Raw genomic sequence first — 14804 nt, 5'->3', positions numbered from 1 at the left:
GGGCGACGGGCTCAGGCCCGGAAGTTGTCTGGGCGCCCGACTACCCTTGCTGTCATGCGACCAGTTGAGGAACTTCAGCGCCAGGTGGCGCCGCTCCAGGTGATCTCGGAGTTCAAGCCCTCTGGCGACCAGCCGCGTGCCATCGCCGAACTGGAGAAGCGCATCAACGCCGGGGAGCAGAACGTGGTGCTGCTGGGGGCGACGGGCACCGGCAAGACGGCAACGGTCGCCTGGCTCGCCGAGCGCCTGCAGCGGCCCATGCTGGTCATGCAGCCGAACAAGACCCTTGCCGCGCAGTTCGCCAATGAACTGCGCGACCTGCTGCCCAACAACGCCATCGAATACTTCGTGTCCTACTACGACTACTACCAGCCCGAGGCCTACCTCCCCCAGACCGACACCTACATCGAGAAGGACTCCTCACTCAACGAGGAGGTCGAGCGGATGCGGCACGCTGCGACGAGCTCCCTCCTCACCCGGCGCGACGTGATCGTCGTGGCCACCGTGTCGGCCATCTACGGACTCGGCACCCCGGAGGAGTACCTGCAGCAGCGGGTGACCTTGCGCGTCGGAGAGGAGTTCGACCGCGATCGGCTACTGCGGCGGCTGGTGGACATCCAGTACGCACGCAACGACATCGGGGGCGGCCGCGGGACGTTCCGCGTGAAGGGCGACACGCTCGAGGTGTTCCCCGTCTACGAGGAGAACGCCCTGCGCGTGGAGTTCTTCGGCGACGAGATCGAGCGCATCGCCACGATGCATCCCCTCACTGGCAACGTGATCCGTGAAGAGTCGGAGAGCTACATCTTCCCCGCCACCCACTACTCGGCCGGGGCCGACCGGATGGACCGCGCGATCGGCCGCATCGAGACGGAACTCGCGGGCAGGCTGGAGCAGTTCGAAGCGGAAGGGAAGTTGTTGGAGGCGCAGCGCCTGCGGATGCGGACCAGCTACGACATCGAGATGATGCGTCAGATCGGCACCTGCTCGGGCATCGAGAACTACTCGGCCCACATCGACGGCCGTGCTCCCGGGACCGCCCCCAGCTGTCTGCTGGACTACTTCCCGGAAGACTTCGTTCTCATCGTGGACGAGTCCCACGTCACGATCCCGCAGATCGGGGGCATGTATGAGGGCGACGCGTCCCGCAAGCGCACGCTGGTCGAGCACGGATTCCGGCTCCCCAGCGCGATGGACAACCGGCCGCTGAAGTTCGACGAGTTCGTGACCCGGATCGGGCAGACCGTCTACCTCTCCGCCACCCCGGGGCCTTACGAGCTCGAGCGAAGCGATGGCTTCGTCCAGCAGATCATCCGCCCGACGGGTCTGGTGGACCCCGAGGTGGTGCTGAAGCCGACACGTGGCCAGATCGACGACCTGATGGGCGAGGTGAAGCTCCGGGTGGAGCGCAACGAGCGCGTCCTGGTCACGACGCTGACCAAGAAGATGGCCGAGGACCTGACCGACTACCTCATGGACAACGGCATCCGGGCCCGCTACCTCCACTCGGACATCGACACCATCAGACGAATCGAGCTGCTTCGGGAACTGCGGCTGGGCGAGTACGACGTCCTCGTCGGCATCAACCTGCTGCGCGAGGGCCTGGACCTCCCGGAGGTGTCACTCGTCGCGATCCTCGACGCAGACAAGGAGGGGTTCCTCCGCTCCGAGCGGTCCCTCATCCAGACCATCGGGCGTGCGGCCCGAAACGTGGCCGGACAGGTGCACATGTACGCCGACAAGATCACGCCGTCGATGGAGGCCGCCATCGACGAGACCAACCGGCGCCGCGTCATCCAGGTGGCCTACAACACCGAGCACGGCATCGATCCACAGCCGCTGCGCAAGCGCATCGCCGACGTCACCGAGATGCTCGCCCGGGAGGACGCCGATACCGACCAGCTGCTCAGCTCCGCCAAGCCCGGCCGGAAGCGTGGCCTCGACACGTCGAAGCTCCCCGTGGACGAGCTGACCACCCTCATCGAGGACCTCACCAGTCAGATGCATCAGGCTGCGGCGGACCTGCAATTCGAGGTTGCCGCCCGGCACCGCGACGAGATCGCCGACCTGAAGAAGGAGTTGCGGGCGATGATCGAGGCCTCGAAGTGACCGATCACTGACGACGACGTGAGCGCCACGCAACTCAGCCCACGAACCCCGCCGGGGCGATGAGCAGAGCGGAGATGACCGCCAGCCAACCAAAACCCACTGCCGCGAGCACCACACCCGACAGCAGCGCCGCCGACGCTCCGCCGTAGCTCATCAGAGCGTCCGTGGCTCCCTGAAGGGTCACCCTGACGTCTCCGGAATCAACGTTGGCCAGCAGCACCGAGGACGGCGATGGCGTAGCCGAGCGAGAGCGCGGCGCGACGGCCCCGACGCGTCGCCAGGGCCGCGAGGGGGACGGCCAGCAGCCCCGCCCCCAGCACCCCCAGTGCCTGTCCGACACCGGCGAAGGCCTCTGAACTCATGCTCGCGACGAGCAGCGCCCCCACCGCGATTCCGGAGGCGACTCCCACCCCTCCCAGCACGTTGCTGAGGACGAGAGCGAGGACTGATCGCGTGTTCCGGGGCTGCACCCCCACACGGTAGCGAGATTGCTAGGCTGGCGTCGTCGCGGGAGAACCCGAGGAGGCCGACGCCCGGCTGATCCCCGGCCCCGGGAACCGGAAGGGTGTCAATGCAGACGACGGCGCTCCACGCGCTACACCAGGAACTCGGCGGTAAGCTCGTCGACTTCGCCGGCTGGGAGCTGCCCGTGCAGTTCTCGGGTGGAATCGCAGAGCATCACCACACGCGCACCGCCGCTTCGCTCTTCGACGTGAGCCACATGGGCCAGGTGCTGGTGCGTCCCACGTCCGGACAGGTGGCCGACGCCGCTACCGCCCTGGAGACGCTGATCCCGGCGAGCATCGTCGGTTTGGCCCCGTGGCGCCAGCGCTACGGCTTGTTCACCTCAGCCGACGGCGGAGTCCTGGACGACCTCATGATCGCCAACCACTCCACGCACTTCTTCCTGGTCGTGAACGCCGCCCGCACCGAGCACGACCTGGCGCATCTCCGCAGTCTCGGAGAAGTCGAGGTGGAGCACGTTGCGGATCGGTCACTCCTCGCTCTTCAGGGCCCGCGGGCCGGGGGCGCCCTGACACAGCTGATCCCCGAGGCCACGGGGCTCGTCTTCATGGACTCGGTGAAGCTCAGCTGGGACGGCACCGAGGTCTGGGTCTCGCGATCCGGCTACACGGGCGAGGATGGCTTCGAGATCTCGCTGCCCAACGAACGGGCCGAGGAGTTCGCCCGCCGACTCCTCGATATCGACGGCGTCGCCCCCGCAGGGCTGGGCGCGCGTGACTCGCTGCGCCTCGAGGCGGGCATGCCGCTCTACGGACACGACCTCACCGAAGACATCAACCCGGTCGAGGCGGGCCTGGCCTTCGCCATCCCGAAGGTGCGTCGTAGTGGGGGCTCCAGGGCTGGAGGCTTCCCCGGCGCCGATGTCATCCTGCCGCTCCTCGACACCGGTACGCCACGCGAACGGGTCGGGCTGCGAGCCGAAGGCCGGGCTCCGGTGCGCGACAGGGCTCCGCTCTTCGCCTCGGCAGAGTCGGACGAACAGATCGCTGTGGTCACCTCAGGCGGCTTCGGCCCCTCTGTCGGCGGCCCGATCGCGATGGCCATGCTCCCGCGAGGCACTGCGGGCACCGTCTACGCAGAGGTTCGGGGTAAACGGCTCCCGCTCAGCGTCACTGACCTTCCCTTTATCCCCCACCAGTACAAGCGCTAGGACATCGGCATGATCAGGTACACCGCAGACCACGAATGGCTCGACGACTCCGGGGACGACGTCGCGGTTGGCATCACGGCACACGCCACGGAGGAACTGGGCGACATCGTGTTCATCGAGCTCCCCGAGGTGGGCGCCGAGCTGACGACGGGCGATGAAGCTGCGGTCATCGAATCCACGAAGGCCGCCTCCGGCATCGCTGCACCGTTCGACGGAGTCGTGACCGCCGTCAACGACGAGCTCGCGGAGTCCCCCGAGAAGGTGAACGAGGATCCGACCGGCTCCTGGTTCTTCCGCATCCGCCCAGCCGACCCTGGCGCCCTCGACTCTCTCCTCGACGAAGCCGCGTACCAGGCGCTGATCGGTTGACATGGGCACCTGGCAGGCCACCGCGTACGATCCCGACGACTTCGCCAACCGCCGCCACATCGGCCCCAGTCCCGCCGAGATGGCGCGGATGCTGGACGCCGTCGGCGTCTCGTCGTTGGACGAGCTCATCGACCAGACGATTCCAGCGGACTTCCGTCAGGATCAGCCCCTGAGCTGGCCGCCCCTCACCGAGGCGGGGATGCTTTCCGAGCTGCGTCGGGTCGCCGCCAGGAACCACGTGCGCACCTCGCTCATCGGCCAGGGCTATTACGGCACGGTGACCCCTCCAGCCGTCCAGCGCAACATCCTCGAGAACCCCGCCTGGTACACGGCCTACACCCCCTACCAGCCGGAGATCGCCCAAGGGCGCCTGGAAGCGCTCCTCAACTTCCAGACCATGGTGAGCGACCTCACCGGGCTTGAGATCGCCGGCGCCTCCCTCCTGGACGAAGCCACTGCGGCCGCCGAGGCCATGACCATGGCCTATAACGCCGGCAAGGGGAAGAAGAAGAGGTTCTTCGCCGCTGACGATCTACATCCGCAGGTCCTCGCGGTGCTCGCCACCAGGGCGCTGCCGTTGGGCATCGAGGTCGTGTCCGGTCCGGTGGAGGACCTCGTGGCAGAGGATGTCTTCGCCGCCATCGTCGCCTACCCGGGCACCGACGGACATGTGCGCGACTTCACCGACCAGTGCGCAGCGCTCCATGAGGCGGGGGCGCTGGCCATCGTCGACGCCGACCTGCTGGCACTGTGCCTCATCAAGGAGCCGGGGGCGATGGGCGCCGACATCGCTGTGGGTTCCGCGCAACGGTTCGGAGTGCCCATGGGATACGGCGGCCCCCACGCCGCCTACCTGTCCTGTCGGGACTCGCTCAAGCGCCTGATGCCGGGCAGGCTCGTTGGCGTCTCGAAGGACGCCTCCGGCAACCGCGCCTATCGCCTGGCCCTGCAGGCGCGCGAGCAGCACATCCGCCGGGAGAAGGCCACCTCCAACGTCTGCACCGCTCAGGCGCTGCTGGCGGTGATGGCGTCGTTCTACGCCGTCTTCCACGGCCCGGAGGGGCTCCGGGCCATCGCGCAGCGGGTCCACCTGACCGCGGCGACCCTCGCCCAGCGGCTGCGTGCCCACGGGGCCGCCGTGGAGCCTGCCCAATTCTTCGACACCATCACCGTCGAGGTGGGCCTGGGCCAGGCCGGCATCCTCGCCGCAGCAGAGCATCGTGGCATCAACCTGCGCAAGGTCGGCCGCGACAAGGTCGGCATCTCCGTCGACGAGACAACCACGCTCGACGTGGTGGCCCGCGTCCTGGACGCCTTCGGGGTGCCCGAGCAGCCGGAGCTCAGCGCCACGCCTGCGCTCGCGCCGGAGATCCTACGCGAGAGCGAGTACCTGACGCACCCCGTGTTCCACATGAACCGGGCCGAGTCGGAGATGATGCGCTACATGCGCCGCTTGTCGGACCGGGATCTCGCCCTCGACCGCGCGATGATCCCGCTGGGCTCGTGCACGATGAAACTCAATGCGGCAGTGGAGATGATGCCGATCACCTGGCCGGAGTTCGCGGAGCTCCACCCCTACGCGCCGCAGGAGCAGGCCACTGGGTACCGGGAGGTCATCGAGGATCTGTCAGCCAAGCTGTGCGAGATCACCGGCTACGACGCCTTCTCCATGCAGCCCAACAGTGGAGCCCAGGGAGAGTACGCCGGGCTCCTGACGATCGCCGCATACCACCGCGCCCGTGGCGAGGATCGCGACGTCTGTCTCATCCCCACCTCCGCTCACGGGACGAACCCGGCCTCCGCTGCGATGGCCGGGATGCGCGTCGTGGCGGTCAAGGCGGACGACCACGGCAACATCGATCTGGAGGACTTCGCCGCGAAGGCGCGGGAGGCCGGAGATCGCCTGGCCGCGATCATGATCACCTACCCCTCCACGCACGGCGTCTTCGAGGACACCGTGCGCCGCGTCTGCGACATCACCCACGAGTACGGCGGACAGGTGTACATCGACGGCGCCAACCTCAACGCCATGGTCGGCCTCGTCCGACCGGGCGACCTGGGCGGCGACGTCAGCCACGTCAACCTTCACAAGACCTTCGCCATCCCCCACGGGGGCGGAGGTCCGGGCATGGGGCCCATCGGTGTGAAGGACCATCTGCGGGCCCACCTGCCGAGCGACCCGACGAGCGGAGAACCTGGAGCGGTGTCGGGGGCGATGTTCGGTTCGGCCTCCATCCTGCTCATCTCCTGGGCCTACATGCGGCTGATGGGCGGCGACGGCCTCACCCAGGCCACGCGGGTGGCCATCCTCAGCGCGAACTACCTCGCTTCGCGGCTCGAGGGGGCCTACCCCATCCTGTACCGGGGGGCCAACAACCGCGTCGCGCACGAGTGCATCGTCGACCCACGTGGATTCGCAGCTCACGGCGTGACCGTCGATGACATCGCCAAGCGGCTCGTCGACCACGGCTTCCACGCGCCCACCATGTCCTGGCCCGTAGCGGGCACGCTGATGGTGGAACCGACGGAGTCCGAGACTCTCGCGGAGCTGGACCGCTTCGTCGCGGCGATGCTCGACATCGCCCGCGAAGCCGATGATGTGGTGGAGGGAAGGGTGTCCGCCGACGAGTCACCGCTCAGACGGGCGCCCCACACGGTCGAGGACCTCCTGGCCGAATGGGATCGACCCTACTCGCGCGAGCAGGGGTGCTTCCCCGCCGGCGCCTTCCGGGTGGACAAGTACTGGCCGCCCGTCGGCCGCGTCGACAACGCCTTCGGCGACCGCAACCTGGTGTGTGCCTGCCCCCCGTGGGAGGGCACCGTCAGCTGACGGCTGTCAGGTCGGCCCAGATCCGGTCAATCTGCTGGACGGTGGAGGCCTGATCCGAGCTGTTGTCCACCACCCAGTCCGCCACCGAAAGGCGCTGTCTACGCGAGGCCTGCGCGTTGATCCTGGCCATGGCGTCCTGATTCCCGAGGTTGTTTCGTCTCATGAGCCGCCGGGCCTGGGTCTCGGCCGGGGCATCGACCACGATGACGCGGTCGAATTCCCTGTCCAGCCCGGTTTCGACGAGCAACGGGATGACGTGGACGACGAGGGCGTCGGGCGGCGCGGCGCTCTCCAGTTCCCGGGCCCGTGCGCGGACCAGTGGGTGCACGATCGCGTTGAGGTCCTCACGGCTGCGCTCGTCGGAGAAGATCAGGTTTCCCAGTTTGGCCCGATCGAGCGAACCGTCAGCGTTCAGCACCTCGCTGCCGAAGCGTTCCACGATGCGGTGCAGACCTTCGGTCCCCGGCTCCACCACCTCCCGCGCCAGTACGTCGGAGTCGATGATGACGGCCCCCCGCCGCGCCAGGTCGTCGGACACCATGGACTTCCCGGAAGCAATTCCTCCGGTCAGCGCGATTCTTGCCATGCTTCAAATGGTACGCGCGACTAGGGTGAATGCGGGAAGGGCCGACGGCTCTCCCCTCGGGACCACACGACCAACAAAGGAGCACCCATGGCCCGCATTCTCTGGATCGTCCTCGTGGTGATCGTCGCTCTCTGGGTGATCGGCCTCATCGCCGACATCGCCGGCGGCTTCATCCACATCCTGCTGCTGGTGGCGCTTGCCATCCTCATCTACAACCTGGTGACGGGCCGCAAGGGCGTCTGAGGTTCAACGCAGAAGAGGCCGCCCCTCCTGGAGGGGCGGCCTCTTCTACTGTTCAGGACCGGTCGGTCAGCTACCGGCCAGCCGCTCGCGCAGCGCCTGCAGCGACTCGTCGGTGGCCAGCGAACCCTCGGTGGAGGTCTCGGTCACGTAACCGGTGCCAGCCTCGACGGCTGCCTCGCGGTCTGCGCTCTCGGCCGACTCCACCTGCTTCTTGTGCTGCTCCCACAGAGCGTGCGCCTGGGCGTACTGGGCTTCCCAAGCAGCGCGCTGCTCCTCGAAGCCTTCCTTCCAGTCGTTGGTCTCCGGGTCGAAGCCTTCGGGGTAGATGTAGTTGCCCTGATCGTCGTAGGACGCCTGCATGCCGTAGAGCAGCGGATCGAAGTCGTCTGCGGCGACGTCGATACCCTCGTTGGCCTGCTTGAGCGACAGCGACACGCGACGACGCTCGAGGTCGATGTCGATGACCTTGACCATGCGGTCGTCACCGACAGCCACGACCTGCTCGGGGATCTCGACGTGGCGCTCGGCCAGCTCGGACACGTGGACCAGGCCCTCAATGCCCTCACCGACGCGAACGAACGCGCCGAACGGGACGAGCTTGGTGACCTTGCCGGGCACAATCTGGCCGATCTGGTGCAGGCGAGCGAACGTCTGCCACGGATCTTCCTGGGTGGCCTTCAGCGACAGGGACACGCGCTCGCGGTCCATGTCGACCTCGAGCACCTCGACGGTGACGGGGGTACCGACCTCGACAACCTCGTTGGGGTGGTCGATGTGCTTCCAGCTGAGTTCCGACACGTGCACGAGGCCGTCGACGCCGCCAAGGTCGACGAAAGCGCCGAAGTTGACGATCGAGGACACGACACCCTTGCGGATCTGGCCCTTCTGCAGCTGGGTGAGGAAGGTCTGGCGGACCTCGGACTGAGTCTGCTCGAGGTACGCGCGGCGCGACAGGACCACGTTGTTGCGGTTCTTGTCGAGTTCGATGATCTTGGCCTCGAGCTCCATGCCGACGTACGGCTGGAGGTCGCGGACCCGACGCATCTCCACGAGCGACGCGGGGAGGAAGCCACGCAGGCCGATGTCGACGATGAGGCCACCCTTGACCACCTCGATGACCGAACCGGTGACGACGCCGTCCTCCTCCTTGATCTTCTCGATCGTGCCCCAGGCGCGCTCGTACTGAGCACGCTTCTTGGACAGGATGAGGCGACCCTCCTTGTCCTCCTTCTGCTGGACGAGGGCCTCGATCACGTCACCGACCTGGACCACGTCGAACGGGTCCACGTCGTGCTTGATGGAGAGTTCCTTGGACGGGATGACGCCTTCGGTCTTGTAACCGATGTCGAGCAGGACTTCGTCCCGGTCGACCTTGACGACGGTGCCGGAAACGATGTCTCCGTCGTTGAAAGAAATGATGGTGGCGTCGATCGCCGCGAGGAAGTCGTCGCGGGTGCCAATGTCATCGACTGCGACAGCCGATGCCTCAGTGGAGGAGGTCATGTAGTAGGGCTCCGAAGGTGGTGGACTTGTGCTGCACCGCAGCCCTGTCGTAACGCGCCTCTCCCTGCTCTGTCTGAGGGATTGCAGGCCACAGTGCCCGCCCAGACTACCTGCGAAGTCGATCGCGGGTCAAACCCTAGTCGCGCCCTATTGCGCTCGCGGGTTAGGCTTGTCGGGTGACCGAGATCCCCCCACCAGCCAGGCCGGCCAGAGCCGAGGCCCCCAGCAGCCAGAAGACTGCTGCCATCATAGTCGCCATCCTGCTGGTGACTGCGGCTCTCGTGTTCGCGTTGACCCGTGGCGGGGGCAGCGACACAACGCAGATTCAGCCGCCGACGTCGCCGGCCACCGTCTCCGTGAGCGCCTCCCCGAGCGAGGGGATCCCGACACCCTCCGACTCCGGTACCTCCCCCGCCCCCGCGTCGGCCTCCCCGTCGGTCGTCGCGTCGCCCAGCTCCACAGTCCCCGCCTCCCCGGCGCCCGCGGCCAGCACGGTGGGGGCGGGCGCCCCAGCGTCAACCGTTGCGCCCGCGGCCCCGGCCAAGCCATCGAATCCCGACGACCCCGGGCTGGCGGAGTGCACCGCCGTCTCGGACGGGTTCGTCCCTGAGCGCTACGCGATCGAGGCGGTGGGCGCGAAGGCCAGGGTGCTGTCGCTCGGGCTCGACAACGAAGGCAACATCGCCGCTCCCCCGAAGAACGAGTCCGACACCGCCTCCTGGTGGAACCAGGGACCTCGCCCGGGGAGCGATCGCGGCAAGGCCGTCTTGTCCATCCACACGTACCGCAACGGTGGGGCGGTCGGGAACGATCTGTACGCCGGCGGCACTTCGCAGCTGAAGCCGGGCGACCTCATCAAGCTGTACGGGCCCGGCGGCCAGGTGCTCTGCTACGAGTTTGCTGAGGCGAAGAAGATCTGGATCGACGACTACGACCCGAACTCCGACGTCATGGTCGACTTCGAAGGCAGGCATCAGCTGGCGATCATCATCTGCTGGGACTTCGACCGCCGCACCGAGATCTGGGACTCCCGCATCTTCTTCTACGGCAACCCCATCACCCCCTAGGGGTCGTGGCCGCTGCCCGTGTCGCCGGCGAGCTGCCGAGCCGCAGCACCAGTTCCGCCCCCTGGATGGTGGCCGTACCGGCCGTCGCTCCGGAGTCGAGCACGGTCTCGACGATCTCGCGCACACGTCTGAAATCGCTCTGCCTGACCGCTCGTCGAACGGCGATGTCTCCGAGCATCGGGACCAGCGCTCCGCGTTCGACGGAGGGCAGATCGCGCGCCACCTGCTCCCATTGCCTGTGGTGCTCGGCCGCGGGCATGAGGTCGAGCACCTGCTCAGCCACGTGCGCCAGTTCCGGCGCTGCCACGGATCCCGGGCACGTCTCGATGCCAGGCGACAGGGTGGCCGCCGTCAGCAGGCCCAGGACGAAGACGGTGTGGTAGGACTCGGCGTAGAAGTAGCGGCGGGCCGCGTCGCCGTCGAGCTCCCGGAACCGCTCCTGGCTGAGTGTCATCGAGGGCAGGAAACCCACCTCGTCGTCCACGTCGCGCAGCAGCCGGAGGCCGAAGACCGACGTCGCGTCCCACGACTGGCGCAGGTACGGCCACGTGAACAGCACCTCGGCGGCCAGGTCGAAATCGTCGTCGTCCAGGCAGCGCGCGAGCGCCGATCCGGCATCCTCGACGAGGTCACCCGCGGGACGCGGCAGGCCCGGTTGCCGGTGCCCGAAATCCGTGTGGTAGATGAGCGCGTGAGTGAACGAGTACACCTCTTCACGCGTGGCGAACAGGGCGTCCTGACGGGCTGCCAGGGCGGTGGCTTCCAGCCGCGCCGCCAGCGGAGGCAGGCACGCCGGAGCGCCGAGATCATGCTGCCAGCATCGCTCGATCTGCTTCCAGGGCAACCGCTCCGTCGGCGCTACGGACGTGGTCTGCGCGGCATGGGCCAGGGCCGCGGCGAAGTCTTCATCAGGGAGCCCGACCGCGCTCAGAACGAGGTGGGGTACGGACAGTTCCGGGAGGATGTGGGGCCGCAGCTGCACCCACGTGAGCAGTTCGATGGAGCGGGCGGCCGCCGTCAGCCGCGAGCCGATGCGCCGCACCCTCTCGTCCATCCCCGGCCCCAGCTGCGCCCGGTGCGTGGCCAGCAGCAGCAGAGAGGTCTCCGCCGCGAGCTTGGTCCGGGTGAAGAAGTCTTCGTGCGAGTGCTTCCCTGTATCCAACTCCAGCGCGTCCAACGTCGCTTCAGCGTGGCCGAGGACGGCAGCGAGACGTTGCTCCTCCCGCTGCCGCCCTCTGATTGAGTTGACCGACATCGTCAGCGAATCCTGCCCGGACCCGCGACGCGCTGGACGTCTTCTGCCAGCTTGGTGGCACGATCCGCCATCTCCTGCAGCTCCGCGGGCCGGCCCAGCTCCTCCAGCGCCATTCCGGTCTTCCAGACGTGGATCACGCTGGAGTAGCCGGTGGCGATGTAGTCGTCTGCGACGGTCCCCGGGTCGAACAGCTTCGGTGCCAGTTCGGTGACCGCGCCACCGATCTTCTCGAAATCAACCGCGCCACTACTGCGCAGCTTCTCGAGCACCTCCATCTGTGCCTTTGATACATCGGGCATGATTTCCTCCTCCTTCGGAGAACGCGACCATCCCTGGATGGTCGGAAACCGTTCGGCTTCACGGGTCAGGAGACAGGGGCCTGGGCTGTGATACATCCCTTTTTCCGGACGCCCGGGGCCGCCGAATGAGGCAGGGGTAGGAGAACGTCAGTGGGCGGCCGACTCCCACGAGTCGCCGACCCCGATCGAGACCTCAAGGGGCACGCGAAGCGAGAAGGCGCCGGCCATCTCCCGTTGAGCCAATTCGGTGAGAGCCTCCTGCTCGCCCGGCGCCACTTCGAACACGAGCTCGTCGTGCACCTGAAGGAGCATCCGACTCTGCAGACCCTCTGCCCGGAGCGCGCGTCCCACGTTGATCATGGCCACCTTGATGACGTCGGCAGCGGAGCCCTGGATCGGCGAATTGAGCGCGGCACGCTCGGCCATCTCACGCCGCTGGCGGTTGCTGCTGGTGAGGTCGGGCAAATAGCGGCGTCGGCCGAGCATTGTTTCGGTGTAGCCGTCCTTGCGGGCCTGCTCCACGATCCCCTCGAGGTACGCCTTCACGCCCCCGACCCGGGAGAAGTAGTCGTCCATCAGTTCGCGGGCCTCACCGACGGAGATCTTCAGCTGGTTGGACAGCCCAAAGGCGCTCAGACCGTAGGCGAGGCCGTAGTTCATGGCCTTGATCTTGGCCCGCATCTCCCCGGTGACGTCCTCGGGTTCGACCCGGAAGACCTTGGACGCCATCTCGTTGTGGAAGTCCCGGCCTGACCCGAACGCCTCGATGAGCCCCTCGTCCCCGCTGGCGTGCGCCATGAGCCTCATCTCGATCTGCGAGTAGTCCGCCGACATCAGCGATTCGAACTCCGGACCCGGGACGAACGCAGACCTGATCCGCCGCCCGACCGCCGTGCGGATGGGGATGTTCTGCAAGTTGGGATCGGTCGAGCTCAGCCGACCGGTGGCCGCGATCGTCTGCATGTAACTGGTGTGGATGCGGCCGTCGTCCCCGACCGCGGCGAGGAGACCGTCCACCGTCTGGCGCAGTCGGATCGCATCGCGGTGTGCCAACAGGTGACCGAGGAACGGGTGCTGCGTCTTCTCGTAAAGCGACTCGAGTGCCTCCGCGTCGGTCGTGTAGCCCGACTTCGTGCGCCTGGTCTTCGGCATCCCCAGCTCGTCGAACAGCACGCCCTGGAGTTGCTTGGGTGACCCGAGGTTGACCTCGTGGCCCAGGACGTCGAACGCCGCCTGCTGGGCCGACGCCACGCTCGTGTCGAAGTCGTCGCGCAGCGACTGCAACCTCCCCGCCTCGACGGCGATGCCCAGCTTCTCCATTGTCGCTAGGGTCGTCTGCAGCGGCAGCTCCACGGAGCGCATCAGCTCAGTCCCGTTGCGTTCGTCCAGCTCGCGGTCCAACACCTCCGCGAGGTCGAACACGGCGCGCGCATGGAGCAGGGCCGTGTCGACGGCCTCCGCGTCGTCCTCGGTGAAGTCGAACGCCAGTTGCGCGTCACCGGGGGAGCTCTCCTGGGTGCTGAGCTCCCGCTGGAGGTGGCGCAGCACGAGGTCGGCCAGATCGTAGGTGCGCTGGTCCGGGCGAAGGAGGTAGGAGGCGAGCAACGTATCCTGCGCCACCCCGTCCAATTGCCATCCCCTCGCCCAGCAGGCCAGCGTGGGGCCCTTTGCCCCATGCACCGCCTTGGGGTGCTCGGGATCGGCGAGCCATTCGGCGACGGCGGCATCGTCCTCGGGGGTGAGCTCGGCCGTGTCGAGGTAGGCGCCCGCGCCGTCGGCGGCTGCCAGCGCGAGGGCAGTCAGATCGCCGGTGCCGCTCCCCCAGGTGCCCGCGAAGTGGACGGCGGTGCGCCCGACGGCGTGCTCCGCCAACCAGCCACGCACCTGCCCCTCCTGGAGGCGGGCCCCCTCGACGGTGAAGCTCTCCACCGTCACCGGCTCGGCGGGGCCGAGCTCCAGGAGACGCTCCCTCAGCACCCGGAACTCCAGCGCGTCGAACAGCTCGTGGACCCGCTCCCGGTCCCACTCGCGCCGTGCCGTGTCGTCGATGCTGATGTCGAGGGCGAGATCACGCAGGAGTGCGTTGAGCCGGCGGTTCCTCACCACGTCGGCGAGATGGGTGCGGAACGATTCGCCGGCCTTGCCAGGCACCTGCTCGGCGCGGGCGACGAGATTGTCGAGCCCGTCGAACTGATCGAGCCATTTCGCGGCCGTCTTCGGGCCCACCCCAGGTACGCCTGGAAGGTTGTCGCTGCTCTCCCCGACGAGCGCCGCCAGCTCCGGGTAGCGGGAGGGCTCCACAAGGTACTTCTCAGCAACGGTTTGCGGGGTCATCCGCGCCAGGTCCGAGACACCCTTGCGCGGGTACAACACGGTCACGTGGTCGTTGACCAACTGCATCGCGTCCCGATCGCCGGTGACGATGAACACCTCGAAGCCCTCCGCAACCGCCTGCGTCGACAGCGTCGCGATGAGGTCATCGGCCTCGTAGCCGTCCTTCTCCAGATGGACGATGCTCATGGCGTCCAGCACGTCCTTGACGAGCGTCACCTGGCCCTTGAACTCGGTCGGAGAGGCAGACCGGGTGGCCTTGTACTCCGGATACTCCGTGGTGCGGAAGGACTGACGGGAGACGTCGAAGGCCACCGCCAGGTGCGTCGGCTGCTCGTCGCGCAGCACGTTGATGAGCATCGAGGTGAAACCGAACACTGCGTTGGTGTGCTGACCCGTCGACGTCGCGAAGTTGTCGACGGGCAGTGCAAAGAATGCCCGGTACGCCACCGAGTGGCCGTCGATGAGGAGCAGCTTTCGCGATTGAGTCACGTCGCCGAGCCTACCGCCCACCACGATGGGGGGTCAGGTCTCCCG

General features: G+C 67.4%; 13 protein-coding genes. 6 read left to right on the top strand and 7 right to left on the bottom strand.

The features are described 5' to 3' along the window. Positions 1–54 precede the first annotated feature (54 nt). Entirely contained in the window at positions 55–2109 is a 2055-nt protein-coding gene (gene uvrB / locus RPIT_RS04105) for an excinuclease ABC subunit UvrB (RefSeq protein ID WP_077340925.1), read from the top strand. A gap of 34 nt (positions 2110–2143) precedes the next feature. Here uvrB and RPIT_RS04100 read toward each other — a convergent pair whose 3' ends face one another. Beyond that, positions 2144–2293, bottom strand: a complete 150-nt coding sequence (locus RPIT_RS04100; RefSeq protein ID WP_157633334.1) for a hypothetical protein — start codon at positions 2291–2293, stop codon at positions 2144–2146. Positions 2294–2309: 16 nt separating this feature from the next. Next, positions 2310–2579, bottom strand: a complete 270-nt coding sequence (locus tag RPIT_RS04095; RefSeq protein ID WP_077340920.1) for a hypothetical protein — start codon at positions 2577–2579, stop codon at positions 2310–2312. Positions 2580–2680: 101 nt separating this feature from the next. Between RPIT_RS04095 and gcvT the strand changes: the two genes are divergently transcribed. Genes gcvT through gcvP form a run of 3 tightly spaced genes read left to right on the top strand, consistent with a single transcriptional unit; the run spans position 2681 to position 6983 of the window. Beyond that, positions 2681–3784: a glycine cleavage system aminomethyltransferase GcvT gene (gene gcvT / locus RPIT_RS04090; protein ID WP_077340918.1), complete on the top strand. Its 1104-nt coding sequence runs from the start codon at positions 2681–2683 to the stop codon at positions 3782–3784. A gap of 9 nt (positions 3785–3793) precedes the next feature. Continuing rightward, positions 3794–4153, top strand: coding sequence for a glycine cleavage system protein GcvH (gene gcvH / locus RPIT_RS04085; RefSeq protein WP_077340916.1), 360 nt, complete (start codon positions 3794–3796; stop codon positions 4151–4153). 1 nt (position 4154) lies between these two features. Further along, positions 4155–6983, top strand: a complete 2829-nt coding sequence (gene gcvP / locus RPIT_RS04080; protein ID WP_077340914.1) for an aminomethyl-transferring glycine dehydrogenase — start codon at positions 4155–4157, stop codon at positions 6981–6983. Here the strand turns inward: gcvP and coaE are convergent. Then, positions 6976–7569, bottom strand: a complete 594-nt coding sequence (coaE, locus tag RPIT_RS04075) for a dephospho-CoA kinase (protein WP_077340912.1) — start codon at positions 7567–7569, stop codon at positions 6976–6978. The two genes, gcvP and coaE, sit on opposite strands and share 8 nt — an antisense overlap. Positions 7570–7656: 87 nt before the next feature. Here coaE and RPIT_RS14905 point away from each other — a divergent pair, with 87 nt between their 5' ends. Continuing rightward, entirely contained in the window at positions 7657–7812 is a 156-nt protein-coding gene (locus tag RPIT_RS14905) for a lmo0937 family membrane protein (RefSeq protein WP_143028177.1), read from the top strand. A 66-nt stretch (positions 7813–7878) separates the two neighbouring features. Here RPIT_RS14905 and rpsA read toward each other — a convergent pair whose 3' ends face one another. Further along, positions 7879–9315, bottom strand: coding sequence for a 30S ribosomal protein S1 (gene rpsA, locus RPIT_RS04070; protein ID WP_077340910.1), 1437 nt, complete (start codon positions 9313–9315; stop codon positions 7879–7881). 176 nt (positions 9316–9491) lie between these two features. Between rpsA and RPIT_RS14900 the strand changes: the two genes are divergently transcribed. Further along, positions 9492–10382, top strand: coding sequence for a class F sortase (locus RPIT_RS14900; RefSeq protein ID WP_143028176.1), 891 nt, complete (start codon positions 9492–9494; stop codon positions 10380–10382). Here the strand turns inward: RPIT_RS14900 and RPIT_RS04060 are convergent. The 3 genes from RPIT_RS04060 to polA form a co-directional block, all read right to left on the bottom strand. Further along, entirely contained in the window at positions 10372–11637 is a 1266-nt protein-coding gene (locus RPIT_RS04060) for a DUF6895 family protein (protein ID WP_077340906.1), read from the bottom strand. The genes RPIT_RS14900 and RPIT_RS04060 overlap by 11 nt on opposite strands. A 2-nt stretch (positions 11638–11639) precedes the next feature. Beyond that, the gene (locus RPIT_RS04055; RefSeq protein ID WP_143028175.1) at positions 11640–11936 is read right to left on the bottom strand and encodes a hypothetical protein; all 297 of its coding nucleotides are present in this window, start codon (positions 11934–11936) and stop codon (positions 11640–11642) included. Between the two features lie 147 nt (positions 11937–12083). Beyond that, positions 12084–14759: a DNA polymerase I gene (polA, locus tag RPIT_RS04050; RefSeq protein WP_077340902.1), complete on the bottom strand. Its 2676-nt coding sequence runs from the start codon at positions 14757–14759 to the stop codon at positions 12084–12086. Positions 14760–14804 lie beyond the last annotated feature (45 nt).

This window comes from Tessaracoccus flavus (assembly GCF_001997295.1).
Classification (GTDB): domain Bacteria; phylum Actinomycetota; class Actinomycetes; order Propionibacteriales; family Propionibacteriaceae; genus Arachnia; species Arachnia flava.
Note: the sequence above shows the minus strand (reverse complement) of the source record. Positions and strands in the feature narration are given on the sequence as shown.